Annotated in this window: 15 protein-coding genes and 1 tRNA gene; 5 read left to right on the plus strand and 11 right to left on the minus strand. The window is 71.7% G+C overall.

What is annotated here, in order from left to right; genetic code table 11:
• Window positions 1-72: 72 nt before the first annotated feature.
• Window positions 73-1,419: an acetyl-CoA carboxylase biotin carboxylase subunit gene (accC, locus tag V8J39_RS02230; protein ID WP_336459237.1), complete on the minus strand. Its 1,347-nt coding sequence runs from the start codon at window positions 1,417-1,419 to the stop codon at window positions 73-75.
• Between the two features lie 10 nt (window positions 1,420-1,429).
• A complete protein-coding gene (gene accB, locus V8J39_RS02235; RefSeq protein ID WP_336459238.1) occupies window positions 1,430-1,930 on the minus strand; it encodes an acetyl-CoA carboxylase biotin carboxyl carrier protein in 501 nt (166 codons plus the stop codon).
• Window positions 1,931-2,301: 371 nt separating this feature from the next.
• On the opposite strand from accB, the gene V8J39_RS02240 reads away from it, so the two are divergent.
• The 3 genes from V8J39_RS02240 to tgt all read left to right on the plus strand — a co-directional run bounded on the left by V8J39_RS02240 (window position 2,302) and on the right by tgt (window position 6,893).
• On the plus strand, window positions 2,302-3,162 hold the full coding sequence (locus V8J39_RS02240) for a class I SAM-dependent methyltransferase (protein WP_336459239.1): 861 nt from the start codon (window positions 2,302-2,304) through the stop codon (window positions 3,160-3,162).
• Window positions 3,163-4,049: 887 nt separating this feature from the next.
• Complete coding sequence (locus V8J39_RS02245; protein ID WP_336459240.1) at window positions 4,050-5,639, plus strand: gamma-glutamyltransferase family protein; 1,590 nt, start codon at window positions 4,050-4,052, stop codon at window positions 5,637-5,639.
• Window positions 5,640-5,762: 123 nt separating this feature from the next.
• Complete coding sequence (gene tgt, locus V8J39_RS02250) at window positions 5,763-6,893, plus strand: tRNA guanosine(34) transglycosylase Tgt (protein ID WP_336459241.1); 1,131 nt, start codon at window positions 5,763-5,765, stop codon at window positions 6,891-6,893.
• Between the two features lie 163 nt (window positions 6,894-7,056).
• On the opposite strand, the gene V8J39_RS02255 is transcribed toward tgt, so the two are convergent.
• The 3 genes from V8J39_RS02255 to V8J39_RS02265 all read right to left on the minus strand — a co-directional run bounded on the left by V8J39_RS02255 (window position 7,057) and on the right by V8J39_RS02265 (window position 10,755).
• Entirely contained in the window at window positions 7,057-7,809 is a 753-nt protein-coding gene (locus tag V8J39_RS02255) for an exopolysaccharide biosynthesis protein (RefSeq protein WP_336459242.1), read from the minus strand.
• A gap of 111 nt (window positions 7,810-7,920) precedes the next feature.
• Window positions 7,921-9,414: an acetyl-CoA hydrolase/transferase family protein gene (locus V8J39_RS02260; protein ID WP_336459243.1), complete on the minus strand. Its 1,494-nt coding sequence runs from the start codon at window positions 9,412-9,414 to the stop codon at window positions 7,921-7,923.
• 240 nt (window positions 9,415-9,654) lie between these two features.
• Complete coding sequence (locus V8J39_RS02265) at window positions 9,655-10,755, minus strand: histidine kinase dimerization/phosphoacceptor domain -containing protein (RefSeq protein ID WP_336459244.1); 1,101 nt, start codon at window positions 10,753-10,755, stop codon at window positions 9,655-9,657.
• A 473-nt stretch (window positions 10,756-11,228) separates the two neighbouring features.
• On the opposite strand from V8J39_RS02265, the gene lon reads away from it, so the two are divergent.
• Window positions 11,229-13,637: an endopeptidase La gene (lon, locus tag V8J39_RS02270; RefSeq protein ID WP_336459245.1), complete on the plus strand. Its 2,409-nt coding sequence runs from the start codon at window positions 11,229-11,231 to the stop codon at window positions 13,635-13,637.
• Between the two features lie 472 nt (window positions 13,638-14,109).
• A tRNA-Val gene (locus V8J39_RS02275) sits at window positions 14,110-14,184 on the plus strand.
• Between the two features lie 1,254 nt (window positions 14,185-15,438).
• Here V8J39_RS02275 and V8J39_RS02280 read toward each other — a convergent pair.
• From V8J39_RS02280 to V8J39_RS02305, 6 genes are all read right to left on the minus strand, one after another.
• Window positions 15,439-16,602: a mandelate racemase/muconate lactonizing enzyme family protein gene (locus V8J39_RS02280; protein ID WP_336459246.1), complete on the minus strand. Its 1,164-nt coding sequence runs from the start codon at window positions 16,600-16,602 to the stop codon at window positions 15,439-15,441.
• Window positions 16,603-16,702: 100 nt separating this feature from the next.
• On the minus strand, window positions 16,703-17,986 hold the full coding sequence (locus V8J39_RS02285; protein WP_336459247.1) for a glycerate kinase type-2 family protein: 1,284 nt from the start codon (window positions 17,984-17,986) through the stop codon (window positions 16,703-16,705).
• Window positions 17,983-19,053 (minus strand): tartrate dehydrogenase, encoded by a 1,071-nt coding sequence (locus V8J39_RS02290; protein ID WP_336459248.1) that lies wholly within the window; start codon window positions 19,051-19,053, stop codon window positions 17,983-17,985. Before V8J39_RS02290 ends, V8J39_RS02285 begins: the two co-directional genes overlap by 4 nt.
• Window positions 19,054-19,061: 8 nt before the next feature.
• On the minus strand, window positions 19,062-20,138 hold the full coding sequence (locus V8J39_RS02295) for a tartrate dehydrogenase (protein WP_442902539.1): 1,077 nt from the start codon (window positions 20,136-20,138) through the stop codon (window positions 19,062-19,064).
• Between the two features lie 16 nt (window positions 20,139-20,154).
• Window positions 20,155-22,173, minus strand: coding sequence for a tripartite tricarboxylate transporter permease (locus V8J39_RS02300; RefSeq protein WP_336459250.1), 2,019 nt, complete (start codon window positions 22,171-22,173; stop codon window positions 20,155-20,157).
• Window positions 22,174-22,185: 12 nt separating this feature from the next.
• Window positions 22,186-23,160: a Bug family tripartite tricarboxylate transporter substrate binding protein gene (locus V8J39_RS02305; protein ID WP_336459251.1), complete on the minus strand. Its 975-nt coding sequence runs from the start codon at window positions 23,158-23,160 to the stop codon at window positions 22,186-22,188.
• Between the last annotated feature and the right edge of the window lie 61 nt (window positions 23,161-23,221).

Consider the following 23,221-nt stretch of genomic DNA (forward strand, 5'->3'; position numbering starts at 1 on the left):
GTCGCGCGGGCGCGGCGGACGCCGGGGCGCGGCAGGGCGCCCCGGCGGTGGTCTGCCCCGGGCGGGGCAGGATCAGGCGAAGGCCTCGGCGAGCCACTTTTCGAGCCAGTGGATCGAGTAGTCGCCGGCGAGGATGTCGGGCTCCTCCAGCAGCGCGTCGAACAGCGGCACCGTGGTGTCGACGCCGTCGACGATCAGCTCGCCCAGCGCGCGCTTGAGACGCGCCAGCGCCTCGGGCCGGTCGCGGCCGTGCACGATCAGCTTGCCGATCAGGCTGTCGTAGTAGGGCGGGATCGAATAGCCGGCGTAAAGCGCCGAATCCATCCGCACGCCGAGGCCGCCGGGGGCGTGGAACACCTTCACCTTGCCCGGGCAGGGCGCGAAGTTCGGCAGCCGTTCGGCGTTGATCCGCACCTCGATCGCGTGGCCGTTGATCGTCAGGTCATCCTGGCCGAAGGACATCGGCAGGCCGGCCGCGACGCGGATCTGTTCGCGCACGAGGTCGACGCCGAAGATGCCCTCGGTCACCGGGTGTTCCACCTGCAGGCGGGTGTTCATCTCGATGAAGTAGAACTCGCCGTCCTCGTAGAGGAACTCGATCGTGCCGGCGCCGATGTAGTTGATCGCCGCGACCGCGTCGGCGCAGGTCTTGCCGATCCGCGCGCGCAGTTCCGGCGTGATGCAGGGGCCGGGGGCTTCCTCGAACACCTTCTGGTGGCGGCGCTGCAGCGAGCAGTCGCGTTCGCCCAGATGCACGGCGCTGCCCTTGCCGTCACCGAAGACCTGGATCTCGATGTGGCGCGGACGCTGGAGGTATTTCTCCATGTAGACTTCGTCGTTGCCGAAGGCGGCTTTCGCTTCCGAACGCGCGGTGCGGAACGCGACCTCGAGATCGGCCTCGGTCTTGGCGACCTTCATGCCGCGCCCGCCGCCGCCGGCGGTGGCCTTGATGATCACTGGGTAGCCGATCTGGGCGGCCACGGTCAGCGCCTCCTCGACCGTCGCCACGCCGCCGTCCGAGCCGGGCACGCAAGGCACGCCCAGGCGCTTCATCGTGTCCTTGGCGGTGATCTTGTCGCCCATGATGCGGATGTGTTCCGCGGTCGGGCCGATGAAGGCGATGTCGTGGTCTTCCAGCGCCTGCACGAAGCTCGCGTTTTCGGACAGGAAGCCGTAGCCCGGGTGGATCGCCTCGGCCCCGGTGATCTCGCAGGCCGAGATGATCGCCGGGATCGACAGGTAGCTTTGCGACGACGAGGGCGGGCCGATGCAGACCGACTCGTCGGCCATGCGCACGTGCATCGCGTCCGAGTCGGCGGTGGAATGCACCGCGACCGACTTGATGCCCATCTCCCGGCAGGCGCGGATCACGCGAAGCGCGATCTCGCCACGGTTCGCGATCAGGATCTTCTCGAACACGAGGCCAGCCTCACTCGATGATCATCAGGGGGGCGCCGTATTCGACGGGCGTCCCGTCCTCGACGAGGATGCGCTTCACGGTCCCGGCCTTGGGCGCGGGAATGTGGTTCATGGTCTTCATCGCCTCGACGATCAGCAGCGTCTGCCCCTCGGTGACGGTCGAGCCCACGGCGACGAAGGCCGAGGCGCCCGGCTCGGGCGACAGGTAGGCGGTGCCGACCATGGGCGAGGTCACGGCGCCGGGGTGCTTGGCGGGGTCCTCGGGCGCGGCGGCGGGCGCGGCGGCGGCGGCCGGGGCGGCGGCGGCGGGCGCGGCCATCGGCGCGGCGGCGGGGGCCTGCATGTAGACCGGGGCGGCGGCGACCGCGGGCTGCTTGACGACGCGGACCTCGAGGCTGTCGTCCTCGCCGTATTCGCGCTTCACGGCCAGTTCCGTCAGCTCGTTCTTGTTCAGAAGCTCGGCGAGCGCCTGGATGAAGGCCACGTCCTGCTCGTTGGGGTTCTTGGTCATGCCGTCCTCGGGTGATGCGACCCGCTGTTGGCGCGGGCTTAGCCGTACTGGGGCCGGGTTATACGCCACCACTCCCGGGGAGGAAAGGGCAGCTGCCGCCGCTTTCCTGCACGGAATCCGTTCATTTCGCCGTGGCGGGCGGCGCGGCGCGCGTCGCGGCGGGCGGGGACGGGCCGCGGCCGGCGCCGGCGGCGCGCGCCGGGACTCGGCCGCAAAGGGGGCCGTGCCCCGGGCGGGGCGCCCTTGCGCGCGGTGTCCGGCGCCTGCGCCGGCCGCGATCCGGGCCCGGCGCAGGCGCCGCGATCTTGACCGGCGCGGGCGTCGCGATCCGTGCTAGCATCGCCCGGGACATGTCGCGTGGAGGAGGGACCATGGCGGGGCAGGACGAGATCACGTCGCATTACGCGATCGAGGGGCTGCTGGACCGGATGCTCGGCAGCCTCGGGGTGAGCGACCGCAGCCCGGGCAGCCTGCCGGCGGCATCGCTGCGGGCGGTGGACGAGTTCCACATCAACGGCGCCGAGGCGACCGAGCGGCTGATCCCCGAGCTGCGGGTGGCGCCGGGGGGGCGGGTGCTGGATCTCGGCTCGGGCGTCGGCGGGCCCGCGCGGCACGTGGCCGAGGCGACCGCGGCCGAGGTCACGGGGATCGAGCTGACGCCGGTGTTTCGCGACGTGGCCGAGGCGCTGTCGGTGATCGCGGGGCTCGACGGGCGCACGCGCTTCGTGCTGGGCAGCGCGACCGAGCTGCCGTTCGACGCGGGCAGCTTCGACGCGGCGATGCTGTTCCACGTCGGCATGAACATCGCCGACAAGGCGGCGGTGATGGCCGAGGCGGCGCGGGTGCTCAGGCCCGGCGGCCGCTTCGTGGTCTACGAGGTGATGCGCCTGGGCGAGGGGCAGCCCGCCTTCCCGGTGCCCTGGGCCTCGGGGCCGGGCGCCTCGTTCCTCGAGACGCCGCTGACCTACCGGCGGCTGGCCGAGGCGGCGGGCTTCGAGGTGATCGCGCTCGAGAGCCGGGCCGAGGCCGCCAAGGCGTTCTTCGCGCGGATGCGCGCGGCGCTCGAGGCGGCGAAGGCCGAGGGCCGGCCGCAACCGCCCGGTCTGGGCAGCCTGCTGGGGGCCGAGGCGCCGGCGAAGATCGCCAACATGATCGCGGCGCTCGCCGATGGCGTGATCGCCCCGGTCGAGCTGATCCTCGAGCGCGCCGCCACCGATCCCGCGCCGGCCTGACACGCGGCCGCCGGGCGCGCGGTGGTTCGTTGCAGGGCGGTTCGGTGCAGGGCGGTCCGGTGCGCGGACGGCCCGACGCGCGTCCGGTTCACGCTCGGCGGTCTGGTGCGTGACGGGCCCGCACAAGGCGGCCCCTGACATGGTGGCTGACATCTGCCGGCCCACACGTCCCGGCCCGACACGCGGCGGCCCGGAACGCGAGGAGCTGACACGGGGCAGTCCGACGTGGGGCAGTCCGACACCCGGCAGACCGACACGCGGCAGTCCGCCCCACGCGCGGCGTCTTGGTCAGCGGCGGCCCGATGCGCGACAGTCAGCCGCGCGGCGATCGCGCGGCGGCCATCCTCGACGCTGGCTGAAGGCCGGCGCCAGCGGGGCGCGCCGGACCCTTGGTGCCCCCGCGCGGGGGCACGGCCCCCTGCACGCAGACCACTGCGGCGGCAGCGCGGCAACGCGGGGGGCAAGCCGGCCGCCGCCCGCCGCCCCCGCGCCGTTTGGCGTCCGCGGCGCCGCGGGGCGGTTACCAGCCCGTTGCGGGCCCATCGCCGCGCATGGCGCGGGTCGGGACCGCGCTGCGCGCCGGGCCGGCATTCCGGCGAAGCCGCGCGCGCCGTCGCGTCAGGCCCCGCACCGCGCAGACCGGGGCCGCTGTGACGTGACGGCCGGGCCGGACGGTCCCCCGGGCGCGAGGGGGGCTCGGAAGGCACAGGCCCGGAGGCTCGTCGGCGCAGGGGCCCGAGGCGCCGTCGTCGGCGCGTCCGTTCCGCGGATGCCGCGCCGTTTGCACCCGGGCGGCGAGTGTTGCAGGATCGCGCGCGGCGGGACACCCGCCCGGTCGAGCCGCACCCGGGGAGGATGCGGGGGCCGTTCCCTGCCCGAGGCCACCCATGCACGACTTCTTCTCTGCCCGCCGTCCCGAGACGATCGCCCCGCAGGCGATGATCGCCACCTCGCACCCGCTGTCGACCGCGGCGGGGATCGAGATCCTGGGGATCGGCGGCAAGGCCGTCGACGCGGCGCTGGCGGCGGTGGCGGTGCAATGCGTGGTCGACCCGCTGATGACCGGGATCGGCGGCGACTGCTTTGCGCTCTATGCCGCCGCGGGCGGGCCGGTGAAGGCGCTCAACGGCTCGGGCCGCGCGCCCGCCGCCGCGAGCGTGGCCGCGCTGAAGGCCGCCGGCCTCGGCGACGAGATTCCGCAGACCTCGCCGCATTCGGTGACGGTGCCGGGCGCGATCTCGGCCTGGTGCCTGCTGCACCGCGACCATGGCACGATCCCGCTCGCGCGGCTGTTCGAACGTGCGATCCACTATGCCGAGGCGGGCTTCCCGGTGACGCCGCGTGTGGCGCAGGACTGGGCCGCCAATGCCGCGCTGATCGGCGGCGACGCCCATGCCGCCGCGGTGTTCCTGCCCGGCGGCCGCGCCCCCGAACCCGGCGAGGTGATCCGCCAGCCGAAGCTCGCGCTGCGCCTGCGCGAGATCGCGACCGGCGGCGCCGCCGCCTTCTACCGCGGCGATACCGGCGCCGCGATGGCCGGCCATCTCGCCGCGCTTGGCGGTCTGCACACGGCCGAGGACTTCGCCAACGGCACCGATGCCGCGTTCTGGACCGATCCGATCCACGCCGGCTATGCCGGCCACGACATCTACGAATGCCCGCCGAACGGGCAGGGGCTGGCGGCGCTGGTGATCCTGAAGATCCTCGAGGGCTTCGATCTGGGCCCCGACGTGCCGCTCGCCGACCGGCTGCACCTGCATGCCGAGGCCGGCAAGCTGGCCTATCACCACCGCGACGCGCTGATCGCCGATCCCGCCGCCTGCGAGGGCCTGGCCGACAGGCTCCTGTCCGACGAGGTGATCGGCGCGCTGCGCGCGCGCATCCGCATGGACCGGGCGCTGCCGCCCGCGCTCTGGGACGAGCCCGAGCACAAGGACACGATCTACCTCACCGTGGTCGATGCCGAGGGCAACGCGATCTCGTTCATCAACTCGATCTTCCACGGCTTCGGCTCGACCCGGCTCGATCCGGTCACCGGGGTGCTGTTCCATTCGCGCGGCGCCTCGTTCCGGCTGATCGAGGGCCACCCGAACGCGATTGGCCCGATGAAGCGGCCGATGCACACGATCATCCCCGGCATGGTGATGAAGGACGGCCACGCGATCATGCCCTTCGGGGTGATGGGCGGGCAGTACCAGGCCTCGGGCCATGCGCAGTTCCTGTCGAACGTCTTCGACCGCGGCCTGGACCTGCAGGCGGCGATGGACGCGCCCCGCAGCTTCGCCTTCGGCGGCACGCTCGAGGTGGAACCGGGCGTGCCCGAGGCCGTCCGCCGCGACCTCGAGGCGCGCGGCCACGTGGTGAAGGTCGCCACTTCGCCGATCGGCGGCAGCCAGGCGATCCGCATCGACCGCGCGGCCGGCGTGCTGCGCGGCGCCTCGGACAGCCGCAAGGACGGGATGGCGCTGGGGTTCTGAGCGCGTTTCGTCCTCGACTTTGTGCAAATATCCCGGGGTGCGGGGCAGAGCCCCGCTCCGCCGGTCTTCCCTTGCGCGCGCCCCGGTCATAGAAGGCGCGGGTCCGCCAAGGGGGCCCGTGCCATGACCGACCGTTTCAGCTTCCGCCTCGACGCGACCGATGGCGCCGCGCGCACCGGCGTGATCTCGACCCCCCGCGGCGAGATCCGCACGCCGGCGTTCATGCCCGTCGGCACCGCCGCCACGGTCAAGGCGATGCTGCCCGAGAGCGTGCGCGCCACCGGCGCCGACATCCTCTTGGGCAACACCTATCACCTGATGCTGCGCCCCGGGGCCGAGCGGGTCGCGCGGCTGGGCGGGTTGCACCGCTTCATGAACTGGGAGCGCCCGATCCTGACCGACTCGGGCGGCTTCCAGGTGATGAGCCTCGCCGGCCTGCGCAAGCTGACCGAGGAGGGCGTGACCTTCGCCAGCCATGTCGACGGCTCCAAGCACCACCTCTCCCCCGAGCGCAGCATGGAGATCCAGAAGCTTCTGGGCTCGGACATCGTCATGGCCTTCGACGAATGCCCGGCGCTGCCCGCGACCGAGGACGAGGTCGCGAAGTCGATGCGCCTGTCGATGCGCTGGGCGCAGCGCTCGCGCGATGCCTTCGGCGACCGGCCCGGGCACGCGCTGTTCGGCATCATGCAGGGCGGGGTCACCCGCGCGTTGCGCGAGGAGAGCGCCGCGGCGCTGACGGGCATCGGCTTTGACGGCTATGCCGTCGGCGGGCTCGCGGTCGGCGAGGGGCAGGCGGCGATGTTCGGCGTGCTCGACTATGCGCCGGGTTTCCTCCCGCAGGACAAGCCGCGCTACCTGATGGGCGTGGGCAAGCCCGACGACATCGTCGGTGCGGTCGAGCGCGGGATCGACATGATGGACTGCGTTCTGCCCTCGCGGTCGGGCCGCACCGGGCAGGCCTGGACCCGGCGCGGGCAGGTGAACCTGAAGAACGCGCGCCATGCCGACGATCCGCGCCCGCTCGACGAGGCCTGCACCTGCCCGGCCTGCACCGGCTATTCCCGCGCCTACCTGCACCATGTCTACCGCGCGGGCGAGATGATCGCGGGCATGCTGCTGACCTGGCACAACCTGCACTATTACCAGGAGCTGATGGCGGGCCTGCGCGGCGCCATCGCCGAGGGGCGGCTGGCCGCCTTCGTCGCCGCGTTCCACGCGCTGAGGGCCGAGGGCGACATCGAGCCGCTCTGAGCGGCTCCGGGCCGGGTCGGGCCAGGGCAGGTCAGGTCGAATCGGGGCGGGCTGCGCGGGGTCTCGCGGCGCGGGGTCTCGGGCGGCGGAGGGGGCGCTGCCCCCGCTGCGCGTGCCGCGCAGCCCCCCGGGATATTTCGGCAAAGTCGAGGCGGGGGCGGGGTCAGGCCACCAGCAGGTTCAGCCCCAGCGTCACCGCGCCGCCGATGGCCGCGAGGCCGAGGAGCGCGAGAAGCCCGTCGCCGATCAGCAGCGCCAGTGCCATCAGCGACACCGCGCTGCCGAGAATCGACGAGCTGAAGGGCACCAGCTCGAGCATCGGCATGACCGCGCCGCACAGGAAGCACGCCAGCAGCAGCAGCCACGAGAACGGCGCGTGCACCAGCAGGCCCAGCCTGCGGCCGGTCCAGCGGTCGATGAACCGGGCCGGGCGGTCGAGCCAGCGCAGCGCGGTGGCGAGCCGCGCCCCCGGCACCGCCCGGCGCCGCAGCACCCCCGGCAGCCAGAGCGCGCGCTTGCCGATCAGCATCTGCCCCGCGATCAGCGCGATCGTCAGCCCGCAGACCGAGGACAGCAGCGGGATGCCGCTGAGCGGCGAGACCACGATCACCGCCGGGACCACCAGCGCCGGCGTGAACGAGGCCGTGCCGAGGCGGTCCATCACCCGCCCGATGCTGACGCTGTGTTCGCCACCCAGCCCGCGCAGCCGGTCGAGCACGCCGCCAAGGCCCTCGGGCGCGTCGCCGCCCTCGCGCGGGTCGCCGTCATCGGGCAGCGCATCCGGGCCGGCGCCCGGCCGGTCGGCGGCGCAGCTTTCGGCACCGTCCTCGCCACGGACCCCGGGGCGATCGGAGGGGCGGTCGGCGCGTCGGTCTGCGCGGGCAGGGACCGGTTCGGGTGGGGAGGGATCGGGCAAGGGGGGACTCGCGTCGTTTGCGTCATCCGGCCAACCGCGGGGCGGAGGCGAAGTTCCCCGCCGCCGTGTTGTCCGGTGCCGTGTTCTCTGCTGCCTTTGGGGCAGGGCGCGTCACTGCCGCATCGTGCCGGCGGTTTCAAGCCGCTGGTGCCAGCCGAGCGCCTCGTCGAGCAGGTGCGGCGTGTGCCCGCCGCGCGCCGTCGCGCGGTCGAGGTAATCGCGCGCCATGTCGCGGTAGTCCGGGTGGACGCAGTTGGCGATGATCAGCGGCGCGCGTTCGCGGGGTGCGAGGCCGCGCAGGTCGGCCAGCCCCTGTTCGGTCACCAGGATGTCGACGTCATGCTCGGTGTGGTCGACATGGCTGACGAAGGGCACGACCGAGGAAATCGCCCCGGCCTTGGCCGTGGACTTGGTCACGAAGACCGACAGCCAGGCGTTGCGCGCGAAATCGCCCGAGCCGCCGATGCCGTTCATCATCCGCGTCCCCGCGACATGGGTTGAGTTCACGTTGCCGTAGAGGTCGAATTCCAGCGCCGTGTTCACCGCGATGATGCCCAGCCGCCGGATCACCTCGGGGTGGTTCGAGATCTCTTGCGGGCGCAGGATCAGCTTCGGCTTGTAGCGGGCGAAATCGGCCATCACCCGTTCGGTGCAGGCGGCCGAGAGCGTCATCGACGAGCCCGAGGCGAAGGTCATCTTGCCCGCATCCATCAGCTCGAACGTCGAATCCTGCAGCACCTCGGAATACATCCTGAGGTCGTGGAAGGGGCTCTCGATCAGCCCGTGCATCACCGCGTTGGCGATCGTGCCGATCCCCGCCTGCAGCGGCGCCAGCGTCTCGTCGAGCCGGCCGGCGCGGACCTCGTGCTTCAGCAGCTCGGTCAGGTGGCCGGCGATGGCGGCGGTCTCGGGGTCGGCGGGCAGGACGGTCGAGGCGCTGTCGTGGTTCTGCGTCACCACGATCGCGGCGATCTTCTCGGCCGGGATCGGGATGTAGGGCAGGCCGACGCGGCTGTCGCAGGTGACCACCGGGATCGGCATCCGGGCCGGGCGGCGCTGGGGGATGTAGATGTCGTGCAGACCCTCGAGCCAGAGCGGCTGGCTCAGGTTCAGCTCGACGATCACCTTGTCGGCGAGGATCGCGAACGAGGCCGAGTTGCCGACCGAGGTCGTGGGCACGATGCCGCCGTCGGGCAGGATCGCCACCGCCTCGACCACCGCGATGTCGACGCCCGGGATCTGGCGCGAGCGCAGCTGTTCGACGGTTTCGGACAGGTGCTGGTCGATGAACATCACCTCGCCCGCGTTGATCGCGCGCCGCAGGCCCGCGTCGGACTGGAACGGCATGCGCCGCGCGAGCGCCCCCGCCTCGGTCAGCAGCCGGTCGATGTCGTTGCCAAGCGAGGCGCCGGTCAGCAGCGTGATCTTCAGCGGCTCCGCCTTCGCCCGTTCGGCCAGCGCCAGCGGCACCGCCTTGGCCTCGCCCGCGCGGGTGAAGCCCGACATGCCGACGACCATGCCGTCGCCGATCATCGCCGCCGCGGCCTCGGCGGTGGTCACCTTGTCGCGCAGGGCGTGGTTGCGGATGCGTTCGTGAATGGCCATGGGGTCCCCCCGACTCGTCTCTCGGGGGGACCCTAGGGGGCCGTCCTGACCCCCGCAATCGACGCCGGCAGGCCCGCGGCGCCGGGCGCAACCCGGCCATGCCGCGGCTGCATGGCCCGCCGCGCCGGGGGCGCGCCCGGGGCCGCGCCGGGGCCGCGGAGGCGCTTGCCGGCGGCCGGGCTTCGCGGTCTGGGCCGTTCGGGTCGGGCCGTGCGGGTCGGGCAGGTCAGCCCGCGCGGATCAGGCGGCGTGGGTGGAGGCGAGCGCGGCGGCGGGCAGGTGCAGGCGCACCCAGGTGCCCTCGCCGGGGCGGCTGCGGGTCTCGTAGGCGGCGCCGAGTTGCATCGCCGAGGCCAGCATCAGCCGGCTGCCGAGACCGGGGCGCGTGCCCTCCTCGTGGCCGATGCCGTCATCGGCGAAGTGGAACGACAGCCCGCCGCCCTCGACCGTCGACCACTCGATGCTGACGCGGCCGTCGCGCCCGTCGGGGAAGCCGTGCTTGATCGAGTTGGCGACGAATTCGTTGACGATGATCGCGAGAGCCGAGGCCAGCGCCACCGGCACCTCGAGGTTGGGGCCGGTGGTGGCGAGCGTGAGGTTGCCGCCGAGGCTTTCCGACAGGTCCCCGGTCAGGTGGTCGAGGAAATCGGCCAGCGGCAGCAGCCCGGTGCTGGTCTTCTGCATCTCGGCATGGACGCGGGCGACGGCGCCGATGCGCTGGCGCGCGGCGGCGATCGCGGGGCGGGCCAGCGGGTCGACGGCCGCCTCCTGCATCCGCATCAGCGACGAGATCTGCTGCAGCGAGTTCTTCACCCGGTGGTCGACCTCGCGCGCCATCGTGTCCTTGAGCGCGAGCGCGCGGCGCAGCTCGAGCTGGGCCATGACCTGGCGCGACAGGATCCCGAGCGCCCGGGTCTGGAAATCGGTGAGCCGGCGCGGCTCGTGGTCGAGCACGCACAGCGTTCCCAGCGCCAGCCCCTCGGACGAGACCAGGGGTTGGCCGGCGTAGAACCGCAAGGTGCCGCCGGTGCCCACGAAGGGATTGTCCGCGGTGCGCGGATCGAGGTGGGTGTCGGGGATCTGCAGCAGGTCCGGCCCGAGGATCGCATGCGTGCAGACCGAGTACTCGGTGCCGGTTTCCTGCAGGTCGGTGCCGTGGTGCGACTTGAACCACTGCCGGTCGCTGCCGACCATCGAGACCAGCGCGACCGGGCAGCCGCAGATCTCGGCCGCGAGGGCGGTGAGTTCGTCGAATTCGGGTTCGGCCGGCGTGTCGAGCACGGCGAATTCATTCAGAAGCGCGAGGCGTTCGGCCTCGCGCGGTCCGGGTGTGGCGCGCATGGTCAATTCCCTGACAGGACCTTTCGGTCCCGACGTCCCCTGATTCTCGCACCCGCCCCACAGGTACGGGCGCGTCTTTAGCAGGATCGCGGGGCTGCGACAAAATGGCTTTTGCCTGTCGCCGATCACTTTTTTGGCGATGGCGGTCGCCGACGCCGCCGGCCCCGCCGGTCCGGGCCCCGCTGCCGGGCCCCGCCGCCGGCCCCCCGTCGTCCCTCGTGTCTGGGCCGGTGTCGCCCCCCCCCCGTGTCGGGCCCTTCGGTGGCGGCCGGCGGGAGCGCGATTGGTCCTGCTTGCGGACGGGGGGGATGGGGCGCTACTCTGGCCGACAACCCGTGCCCGGGTCCGGTTGAAACGGGGGGATCGGCCCCCCAGATATTGGACCGGACGGTTCAGAAGAGCCGGACAGACGGGGAGGGCCGATGGTCGCCGTGAAGCGGGGCCGGTTGCCCTCCTGCCAGAGAGGATTGAGCATGAACGAACCCCTTGCCACCAGCTATCCGGTGCTGCCGCTGCGCGACATCGTGGTCTTCCCGCACATGGTGGTCCCGCTGTTCGTGGGCCGAGAGAAATCGGTGCGGGCGCTTGAGGAGGTGATGGCCGACGACAAGCAGATCCTGCTGTCGAGCCAGATCGACCCCGCGATCGACGACCCGACCGCCGAGGGCATCTATCGCACCGGCGTGCTCGCGGCCGTGCTGCAGCTGCTGAAGCTGCCCGACGGCACCGTGAAGGTGCTGGTCGAGGGCCGGGCGCGCGTGAAGATCACCGAGTTCGTCGACAACGAGCAGTTCTTCGAGGCGAAGGCCGAATTCCTGACCGAGACCGACGGCGATGCCGACACGGTGCGCGCGCTGGTGCGTTCCGTCGGCGAGGAGTTCGAGCGCTATGCCAAGGTCAAGAAGAACATCCCCGAAGAGGCGCTGACCGCCGTCGCCGAGGCGCGCGACCCGGCCAAGCTTGCCGACGTGTCGGCCGGCCATCTGGGGATCGACGTCGGCCAGAAGCAGGAGCTTCTGGAGACGCTCGACGTCGCCGAGCGGCTGGAGAAGGTCTATGGCCTGATGCAGGGCGAGATGTCGGTCCTGCAGGTCGAGAAGAAGATCAAGACCCGCGTCAAGTCGCAGATGGAGAAGACCCAGCGCGAGTACTACCTCAACGAGCAGATGAAGGCGATCCAGCGCGAGCTGGGCGATGGCGAGGACGGCCAGAACGAGATCGCCGAGCTGGAGGAGAAGATCGCCAAGACCAAGTTCAGCAAGGAAGCCGCCGACAAGGCCGCGGCCGAGCTGAAGAAGCTGAAGTCGATGTCGCCGATGTCGGCCGAGGCCACGGTCGTGCGCAACTACCTCGACTGGATGCTGAGCCTGCCGTGGGGCACCAAGTCCAAGGTCAAGAAGGACCTCAAGCTGGCCGAGGACGTGCTGAACCACGACCACTTCGGGCTTGAGAAGGTCAAGGAGCGGATCGTCGAGTATCTGGCCGTGCAGGCCCGCTCGACCAAGCTCAAGGGCCCGATCCTGTGCCTCGTCGGTCCTCCGGGCGTGGGCAAGACCTCGCTTGGCCGGTCGGTGGCGAAGGCCACGGGGCGCGAGTTCATCCGCATCTCGCTCGGCGGTGTCCGCGACGAGTCGGAGATCCGCGGCCACCGGCGGACCTACATCGGCTCGATGCCCGGCAAGATCATCCAGGCGCTGAAGAAGGCCAAGACCACCAACCCGCTGATCCTGCTCGACGAGATCGACAAGATGGGCCAGGACTTCCGCGGAGACCCGGCAAGCGCCATGCTCGAGGTGCTGGACCCGGAACAGAACGCGACCTTCGTCGACCACTATCTCGAGGTGGAATACGACCTGTCGAACGTGATGTTCCTGACCACGGCCAACAGCTACAACATGCCGGGGCCGCTTCTCGACCGGATGGAGATCATCTCTCTCGCCGGCTACACGGAAGAGGAAAAGCTCGAGATCGCCAAGCAGCACCTGCTGCCCAAGCAGATCAAGAACCACGGCCTGAAGAAGGGCGAGTTCGCGGTCACGGACGCGGCGCTGACCGAGATCGTGCGCAGCTACACCCGCGAGGCCGGGGTGCGCAACCTCGAGCGCGAGATGGCCAAGCTGGCGCGCAAGGCGGTCACGCAGATCCTGAAGAAGGAGGCCGACAAGGTCACGGTGACGCCCGAGAACCTCGAGGACTTCCTCGGCGTGAAGCGCCATCGCTACGGCCTGGCCGAGAAAGAGGACCAGGTCGGCGTGGTGACCGGGCTTGCCTGGACCTCGGTGGGCGGTGACCTGCTGCAGATCGAGGCGCTGAAGCTGCCGGGCAAGGGCCGGATGAAGACGACCGGGAAACTGGGCGACGTGATGAAGGAATCGATCGATGCGGCGTCGAGCTACGTGCGCTCGATCGCGCCCTCGATCGGGGTCAAGCCGCCGAAGTTCGACGCGATCGACATCCACGTCCACGTGCCGGACGGCGCGACGCCGAAGGACGGCCCCTCGGCCGGCCTCGCGATGGTGACCTCGATCGTCTCGGTCCTGACCGGGATCCCGGTGCGCAAGGACATCGCCATGACCGGCGAGGTCAGCCTGCGCGGCAACGCCATGGCGATCGGCGGGCTGAAGGAGAAGCTGCTGGCGGCGCTGCGCGGCGGCATCACCACGGTGTTCATCCCCGAGGAGAACGCCAAGGACCTGCCCGAGCTGCCCGACAGCGTGAAGCAGGGGCTGGAGATCGTGCCGGTGACCCATGTGCGCGAGGTTCTGGCCCGCGCGCTGGTGCGCCAGCCCGAGGCGATCGAATGGGACGAGGCGGCCGAGGAGGCCGCCGCGCTGGCCCGCGCCGCCGCCAAGCCCGACGCGCCGGGCGCCACGGCGCACTGACGCCGGCACCATCGACAGGAAAGGGCGCCCCCGGGCGCCCTTTTTGCTGCGCGCCTCCGGGCCGGGCAGGCGCTGCCGCCCGGCCCCCGCCGCGGGCGACGCGGCGCCGCCTTCCGCGGCGACCGGTGCCGACGCGGGGTCGGCATCCGGGCCGCGATGGTCCAGAGGCGGCGCTCGGGTCCCGGGCGCGGACGCTCGCCGCGCCGCGTCCGACGCCGCGCCGAACGCGCAGGGGCAGGGGCATCAAGCCCCCTGCCGTGCCGTGATCCGGGCCAAATTCCTGGTCTGCCGGGCCTGCGCGCCGACGGCGGGCTTTGGTGGCACAGGCGCCCCGCGGGGGCGCCGAGAAGGCGGCCGACATCGCCCGGTGCCGGTCGATGCGGGGCCTGTCGCGCTGCCCGAGGGGCAAGCGAAAGAATCCTGCAGGGACCTCTTGCAGCCCCGGCTGTCTGCCGCTAATACCCCCGCTACCGGGTGATTAGCTCAGTGGTAGAGCGCTTCGTTCACATCGAAGATGTCGGGGGTTCAAATCCCTCATCACCCACCATGAATTCCCTGAAGGCGCTGCACCATCGTGCGGCGCCTTCTGCAATTGCGCCAGGCATTTGGGGTCGGCAAACCCGTCGCCGCGACCGGCCCGGTCGGATGCGGGCCCCCGGTGCGGCACGCGACCGCCCGGCGCGCCGGAGCGCCCGGATCGGTCGGCGTTCGGAAACGTGTCTGCGACGGGCAGTCACGACCCAGAGCGGCTGCGCGACAGGGGGCACGGCCACGATACGGCGCCCGGCTGGCCCGACCGCAGGCGCGCGAGGACAGCGGGAAAGCGTTTCGCTCTCGCGCTGGCGCCGCGCATCGTCCGGGGGGGCATAGCTCGCGGTGCGTGGCGGCGATCGCGGCGAGGGTCGCCTTCGGACCCTTGGATGGCGCGTCACCATGGATCATCGCGGTCGCGATCAGCGGGGCGGTGCGAGCCCAGAGGCGGTCACCCTCGACGCGTCCGGTCTGGAGGACGGTCTGCAAGGCGCGCAACCGGCGAAGACGTCAGGGCAACGCGACGCGAAGACGCTGGGCGCGCGCGCGTCGGCGACCCGGAGTGGGGCCGAGACAGGCCGGAGACGCCCGCTGCGTCGGAAGCGGCGGCGGGCGCACCAGCTTGCCATCCCTCGCCCTGTCGACATCGGGTTGGGGCGGATGCGTCATGGCTCGATCACGGCATGGACCGCCACGCCGGGCGCAAGCGTTTGCGAAACTGCCCGGGCGTTGGCCGCGTCCGGCCGGAGAGGGTGGCCCGACGCATGATCTAGACGCCCGGAAAACCGGGAGACGAGGCGCCGAAGACCAGTCCTGTGGCGCAAAATGCGAAGAGCGCTTCCCGTCACGAGATGCGGATCACATTTGGAGACGACGCCAGACACGGCACCGCAGGGCAGGGATGCCCTCTGCCCTCATCATGGGGGGCACCGGGAGATCGATCAGAGCCGGGTCGCCGCCGAACCCCGCAAGGCCTGCCTCCGGTTCGGCGCTCAGTCACGGCCGCGGTCCGGGGCTGCCCCGTTCCGTCCGCTGCGCGCGATCGACACCGGTCGGCGCCGTGCCCTGAAGCGGCCGGCCGGACAGCCTTGCGGCATGGCCGTGGTCTTTGCCGCTCGCGGGGCGATGGGGCGGCCCCCCGAAAGGGTCCGCTCGGCCCGGCCCGTGGCGGAGAGTCGGCCCGGGCGCGGCGGGGGGCGCGCCGAGGGCGCTCTGCACCGGCCCTCGTGCAAACCCGTGCACCACGCCGCTGGCGCCGGACCGATGCGGCCTAGGCCGCGAGGTCGCGCATGACCGATATCAGGTCCGACTTGCCCTCGAAGCCGATCCCCGGAAGCTCGGGCATCGTGATGTGGCCGTCCTCGACCCGCACCCCGTCCGGGAAGCCGCCATAGGGCTGGAACAGATCGGGATAGCTCTCGTTGCCGCCAAGCCCGAGACCCGCCGCGATGTTGAGCGACATCTGGTGCCCGCCATGCGGAATGCAGCGCGCGGGCGACCAGCCGGCCTGCTCGAGCACCTCGAGCGTGCGCAGGTACTCGACCAGGCCGTAGGACAGCGCGCAGTCGAACTGCAGCCAGTCGCGGTCGGGGCGCAGGCCGCCGTGACGGATCAGGTTGCGCGCGTCCTGGTGCGAAAAGAGGTTCTCGCCGGTCGCCATCGGCCCGGGATAGAACCCGGCCAGCGCCGCCTGCAGGCCGTAGTCCAGCGGATCGCCCGCCTCCTCGTACCAGAACAGCGGATAGGCGCGGAGCATCCTGGCATAGGCGATCGCCGTCTCGAGGTCGAACCGGCCGTTGGCATCGACGGCCAGCCGCGCCTCGGTGCCGATCTCGTCGAGCACGGCCTCGATCCGGCGGCGGTCCTCGTCGAGGGGGGCGCCGCCGATCTTCATCTTCACCACCGTGTAGCCGCGGTCGAGATAGCTGCGCATCTCGGCGCGCAGCTGGGTGTCGTCCTTGCCGGGATAGTAATAGCCGCCGGCGGCATAGACGAAGACCCGCGGATCGGCCTCGCGCCCCTTCTGCGCGGCCAGCAGGCGGAACAGCGGCTGTCCGGCGATCTTGGCGACCGCGTCCCAGACCGCCATGTCGATGGTCCCGACCGCGACCGAGCGTTCGCCGTGGCCCCCGGGCTTCTCGTTCGTCATCAGCGCCGACCAGATCCGGTGCGGGCAGAGGTTGTCGCCGGCCTCGGTCAGCAGGCTGTCGGGGCTGGCCTCGAGCACGCGGTCGCGGAACCGCTCGCGGATCAGCCCGCCCTGGCCGTAGCGGCCGTTCGAGTTGAAGCCGTAGCCCACCACCCGTCGCCCGTCGCGCACCTGGTCGGTGACGACGGCGACGAGGCTGGCGGTCATCTTCGAGAAATCGATGTAGGCGTTGCGGATCGGCGAGGCGATCGGCTTGGTCACTTCGCGGATGTCGATGATGCGCATGGTTGGCTCCTTGTGCGACGGGGGGCGCCGGACCGGGTCCGGCACGGAAGGGTCCGGCGCGCGGCCTGCGCGCCGGGCGGACGTCGGGGCGGGGGCGGGGTCAGCGGATGAGGATGGCCCGGAAGTCGTTCACATTGGTGCCGGTCGGCCCGGTGACCAGCTGGTCGCCGAGCCGCTTGAACAGGCCGTGGCCGTCGTGCGCGCGCATCGCCTCGGGCAGCGGCAGGCCCGCGGCGCGGGCGCGGGCGGCGGTGCCGCCGTCGACGAAGGCCCCCGCGACCTCGGCTGCGCCGTCGACGCCGTCGGTGTCGGCGGCGAGCGCGGTGATCCCCTCGATCCCGCCGATCGCCTCGGCAAGGCCCATCAGGAACTCGACGTTGCGCCCGCCCCGGCCTTCGGCGCCGGGACGCAGGGTGACGGTGGTCTCGCCGCCGCTGAGCAGGATGCACGGCGCCGCGAAGCCGCTGTGGCCGCAGGCCGCGGCACGGGCGAGGCCGCCGAAGGCGCGGCCGACCTCGCGCGCCTCGCCCTCGATCGCGTCGCCCAAGAGGTGGCAGGGCACCGTCGCGACGGCGGCCGCCGCCAGAAGCGAGCGCTGCGGCGAGGCGACGATGCGGGTCTCGGTCGCGGCCAGCCGGGGGGCGCCGGGCGGCGGCGTCTCGTTCGCCGGATCGGCCAGCGCGGCGGCGATGCCCGGCGGCGGATCGATGCCGTGGCGCGCGAGGATCGCCCGCGCCTCGGCCAGCGTCGTCGGATCGCCGACCGTGGGGCCCGAGCCGATGGCGGCCGGATCGTCGCCGGGCACGTCCGAGATCAGCAGCGTCACCACCCGCGCCGGATGCGCCGCCGCGGCGAGCCGCCCGCCCTTGATCGCCGAGACATGGCGGCGCACGCAGTTCATCGCCTCGATCGGCGCGCCCGAGGCAAGCAGCGCCTGCGTGAGCGCGGCCTTCTCCGCCGCGGTCACGCCGGGGACGGGCAGCGACAGAAGCGACGAGGCCCCGCCCGAGATCAGCGCGACCATCGTGTCGCCGGCGCCAAGGCCCTGCGCCAGCGCCAGCATCTCGGCCGCGGCGGCGGTGCCGGCGGCGTCGGGGACGGGATGCGCCGCCTCGCGCACGCGGATGCCGTCACAGGGCACGCGGATGCCGTCACAGGGCACCGACTGGCCGTAGCGCGTGACCACGAGGCCCTCGCACGGGCCCCAGGCCTGCTCGAGCGCCGCCGCCATCGCCGCCGCCGCCTTGCCCGCGCCCACCACGACGACGCGGCCCGTGTCCGGCCGGGGCGGCAGCGCCGGCGGCAGGGCGCGCGCCGGCTGCGCCGCCGCGACCGCCGCGTCGAACAGGGCGCGCAGCAGCGCGCGGTCCGACGCGCCGCTCATCCCAGCGCATCCGCGATCGCCTTGCCGCAGGTCTCGGTGTCGGCGCTGCCGCCAAGGTCGGCGGTGCGATGCGCGGGCGAGGCCAGCACCTCCTCGATCGCGCGCAGGATCGCCGCCGCCGCCTCGGGGTGGCCAAGGTGGTCGAGCATCATCGCGCCCGCCCAGACCTGCCCGACCGGGTTGGCGATGCCCTTGCCGGCGATGTCGGGGGCCGAGCCGTGGACCGGCTCGAACAGCGAGGGGAATCGCCGCTCGGGGTTGATGTTGCCCGAGGGCGCGATGCCGATCGTGCCGGTGCAGGCCGGCCCGAGATCGGACAGGATGTCGCCGAAGAGGTTCGAGGCGACGACGACGTCGAAGCGGTCGGGATGCAGCACGAAGAACGCGGTCAGGATGTCGATGTGGTACTTGTCGACGGTGACGCCGGTGTAGGATTTCGCCATCTCCGCCACGCGTTCGTCCCAGTAGGGCATCGTGATCGAGATCCCGTTCGACTTCGTGGCCGATGTCAGCCGGCCGCTGCGCGACAGTGCCAAGTCGAAGGCGTAGCGCAGGATCCGGTCGACGCCGGTGCGGCTCATCACCGTCTCCTGCACGACGATCTCGCGCTCGGTGTCCGGGTACATCCGCCCCCCGATCGAGGAATATTCGCCCTCGGTGTTCTCGCGCACGATCATCATGTCGATGTCGCCGGGGCGGCGGCCGGCCAGCGGCGAGGGCACGCCGGGCATCAGCCGGGCCGGGCGCAGGCTGACATACTGGTCGAAATCGCGGCGGAACTTGATCAGCGAGCCCCAGAGCGAGACGTGGTCGGGCACCGTCTCGGGCCAGCCGACCGCGCCGAAGAAGATCGCGTCATGGCCGCCGATCCGGGCCTTCCAGTCATCGGGCATCATCTCGCCATGCGCCTGGTAATAGTCGCAGGACGCGAAGTCGAAGCGGTCGAACGAAAGCCCGATCGCGTGCCTGCGCCCCGCGGCCTCGAGCACGCGAAGGCCTTCGGGCACGACTTCCTTGCCGATGCCGTCACCGGGGATGACGGCGATCCTGAGGCTGTTGTCGGTCATGGCAGGGCTCACTGGTTGCGGGCGCGGATCGCGCCGATGACGGCCTCGGTGACCTGATCGGTCGTCGCGGTTCCGCCGAGGTCGGGGGTGTGCAGGGCGGCATCGGCGGTCACGGCCTCGACCGCGGCCATCAGGCGCGCGGCGGCGGCGGGCTCGCCCAGGTGCTCGATCATCATCGCGGCGCTCCAGAAGGTCGCGACCGGGTTGGCGATGCCCTTGCCGGTGATGTCGAAGGCAGAGCCGTGGATCGGCTCGAACATCGAGGGGGCGCGCCCCTCGGGGTTGAGGTTCGCGGTCGGCGCGATGCCGATCGATCCGGCCAGCGCCGCGGCGAGGTCGGACAGGATGTCGGCATGCAGGTTGGTCGCGACGATGGTGTCGAGCGATCCGGGGGTCATCGTCATCCGCACGGTCATCGCGTCGACCAGCATCCGGTCCCAGGTCACGTCGGGAAAGTCGCGGGCGACCTCGGCGGCGATCTCGTCCCACAGCACCATGCCGTGGCGCTGCGCGTTCGACTTGGTGACGACCGTCAGCAGCTTGCGGGGGCGCGAGCGCGCCAGCGCGAAGGCGTGGCGCATGATCCGCTCGACCCCGGCGCGGGTGAAGATCGACACCTCGGTCGCGATCTCGTGCGGCTGGCCGCGATGGCTGCGCCCGCCCTGTCCGGCATATTCGCCCTCGGAATTCTCGCGCACGATCACCCAGTCGAGGTCGCCCGCACCGACGCCCTGCAGCGGGCTGCGGATGCCGGGCAGGATCCGGGTCGGGCGGACGTTGGCATATTGGTCGAGCGGCTGGCAGATCGACAGCCGCAGGCCCCAGAGCGTCAGGTGGTCGGGCACGTCGGGCGCGCCGACCGCGCCGAAGAAGATCGCGTCGAACGGGCGCAGCAGCTCGGCCCCGCCCTCGGGCATCAGCGCGCCCTCGCGCTTGTAGCGATCCGATCCCCAGTCGAACTCCGTCACGTCGAGCGCGAAGCCGCCGTCGCGCGCCGCCAGCGCCCCGAGCACGCGCAACCCGGCCGCGATCACTTCCTTGCCGATGCCATCCCCGGGGATGGCGGCGATCCTGTAGCGTGTCATCTGCATGTGGTCCCGTTCAGAGGAAGGGGCTGGCCGGCAGCCGCAGCAGCAGCACGTCCGACATCAGCCAGGTGAAGGCGGCGACGACCCCGACGGCGATCGCGACGCGCAAAGCCCAGGTCGCGGGCGCGCGCCGCTCGTATTCCGCGATCAGCATCATCGCGAGGAAGGCCGCGAGCGACGCGGCGGCGAAGCCGAGGGTCGGGATCAGGAACACCCACAGCCCGAACACCGCCGCCAGGCCCCAGCGGCGGGGGTGCGACTCGCCGGGCTGCGGCTGGTAGCCCGATGTCCGCCCGGTCGTCGCGACGACCAGCAGCACCGCCGACAGCGCGATCAGCATCACCGAGATCGCCCGCGGGAAGACCGCGCCCATCGGGCTGAGCCCGAGCGTGGCGCGCAGGGCCAGCGCGCCCAGCGCGACCAGCGCCACGGCGATCGCGATGACGCCCAGCGGGCGTCCGCGCCGCGCGGCCGGGGCGTGGCTGGCCTCGGTCGCGGCTTCGGGCGTCGCGGCGGTCTCGGCTCCCATCTCTGCGGCGGCGGCGCGCCGGCGGGCGCGGCGGTCGGCCCAGAACGGATAGCACAGCGTGACCAGCGCGGCGCACAGGATCCCGAGCGAGATCGGGCGGCCGAAATACATCCCGGCCAGGTTGTGCGTGGCGCTGCCGATCAGCCAGGTCTGCACGAAGCCCTGTTCGGCGATCTGGCCCAGCACCAGCCCCAGCACGATCGGCGAGGGGGCGAAGCCCAGCCGGTTCAGCCCCCAGGCGATCACGCCCAGCACGAACATCATCTGCGTGTCGAAGGTGTTGGAATGGATCGCGAAGGACCCGATGACGGTCAGGAAGGCCACCGTCGGCACCAGCAGCGCCTTGGGGAACGAGGCGACCGAGCGATAGGCATAGCGCCCGATCAGCAGACCCGCCGGCAGCATCAGCAGCGTCGCGATCAGCAGTCCGTAGATGAAGGTGTAGACGGTGCCCGCCTCGCTGGTGAACAGCTGCGGCCCGATCTTGATCCCCTGCACCAAGAGCGCGCCGAGGATGATCGCGTCGGGCGGCGTGCCGGGGATGCCCAGCACCAGCGTCGGGATGAAGCCGCCGCCGACGGTGGCGTTGTTCGCGGCCTCGGTCGCGATCACGCCGTCGGGCTCGCCCTTGCCGAAATTGGCCGATCGGGGCGAGGCGCGGCGGGCCTCGGTATAGCTCACGAGCCCCGCGATCGAGCCGCCGGCGCCGGGAAGGATCCCGATCACCGTGCCGATCACCGACGAGCGCAGGACGTTGAGCCGCGAGCGCCAGGCGATGCGCGAGGCCTCGCGCAGGCGAAAGCCGCGATTGTCCTGAAGGATCTGCAGGTGCTTCTCGGGCGTCGCCACCAGGTCGAGGATCACCGGCACGCAGTAGAGCCCGATCAGCGCCGAGGTCACGTCGATCCCGCCGAGGAAGGCGGGGATGTCGCCGGTCAGCCGCACGTCGCCGCCGACCACCGCGACCCCGACCATCGACAGCAGGAGGCCGAGGCAGGCGCCGATCAGCCCCTTGAGCGTGTTGCCCACCGACAGCGCCGCGATCAGCGTCAGCCCGAAGATGGCCAGCCAGAAGTATTCGGGCGGCCCGAAGGCCAGCGCCACGCGGGCCAGCGGCGGCGCAAGGAACAGAAGCGCGAGCGCCCCCACCAGCCCGCCGGCGACCGAGGCCAGCGTCGCGAGGGTGACGGCAAGCCCGCCGTCACCGCGCTTGGCCATCGGGTAGCCGTCGAAGGTGGTGGCGATCGACGACGGCGTGCCGGGCGTGTTGACGAGGATCGCCGCGAAGGCGCCGCCATAGATCGCGCCGGTATAGATGGCCCCCAGCGCGATCAGGCCCGAGGCCGGGGCCATGGTGAAGGTGAACGGAACCAGCACGGCCACCGCCATCGTGGCCGAGAGGCCGGGCAGGGCGCCGATCACCGTGCCGAGGATCACCCCGGCCAGCGCCAGCACCAGGTTGAAGGGCGTCAGCGCGTCGACGAGATAGCCGAGCAGTTCCATTCCGCCGCCGCCTTACTGACCGATGCCGAGCGCCTTGGCGCCCTCGGCATATTCGGCGGTCATCTTCTGCATGAAGGCGGGCATCTCCCCGTAGCCGATGTCGGTCAGCACGAAGCCGCCGTCCTCCATCTTCTTCTTGAACTCGGGATCGGCGTTGATCTCGCCGATGATGTCCGAGATGCGCTGGCGCAGCGGCTCGGGCGTCGAGGCGGGCACCGCCACGCCGCGATAGGCGCCCCCGACGATGTCGTATCCCAGCTCCTTGAACGTGGGCACGTCGGGGAAGGCGGGCATCCGCTCCTCGGCGGCGACGGCCAGCATCCTGAGCGCGTCGCCCTGGCTCATCGCCGAGGTGGCATAGTTGAAGCCGGCGACGGTCTGCTTGCCCAGCACCGCGGTGACCGAGGGGCCGGTGCCCGAGAACGGCACGTAGGTCGTGGTGATCCCCGCCATCTCGTCAAGCTGGGCCTGGCCAAGGTTGTTGGCCGATTTCGCGCCCGAACCGGCGAAGGTGACCATGCCGGGGTTGGCCTTGGCATAGTCGATCAGCTGGGCCAGCGTCTCGTATTCGCTGTCCGCGGTCACGAAGATCGCGTTCGGCGTGTAGTGGAAGTAGTAGACCGGCGTCAGGTCTTCGGTCTTGTAGCCGACCTTGCCCTCCATCGGCTGCAGCACGGTGTGGGGCAGGTTGATGCCCATCACCGTGTAGCCGTCGCCGTCGAGGTCGTTCAGATGCGACCAGGCCTGCGCGCCGCCGGCGCCGGGCTGGTACTGCACCACGACGTCATGGCCGGTGTGCTTGGCCCAGACGCTTTGCTGGAACCGCGCCGAGACGTCGGATTCCCCGCCGGCATCGAAGGGGATGATGTAGTTCATCGCCTTGTCTGGGAAGGCTGTGGCGTCCTGCGCCGCGGCCGGCATCGCGGTCGGTGCCACAAGGGCCAGCGCCCCGATCAGGGCTGTCGCCAGCCGGATGGTGATGGTCATGTCTTTCCTCCCTATGATGCGGCTGCGCCTCTCCCCTGGCGCAACCGATGACGGGGAGGCC

This window comes from Frigidibacter sp. MR17.24 (assembly GCF_037095655.1).
Taxonomy (GTDB): domain Bacteria; phylum Pseudomonadota; class Alphaproteobacteria; order Rhodobacterales; family Rhodobacteraceae; genus Frigidibacter.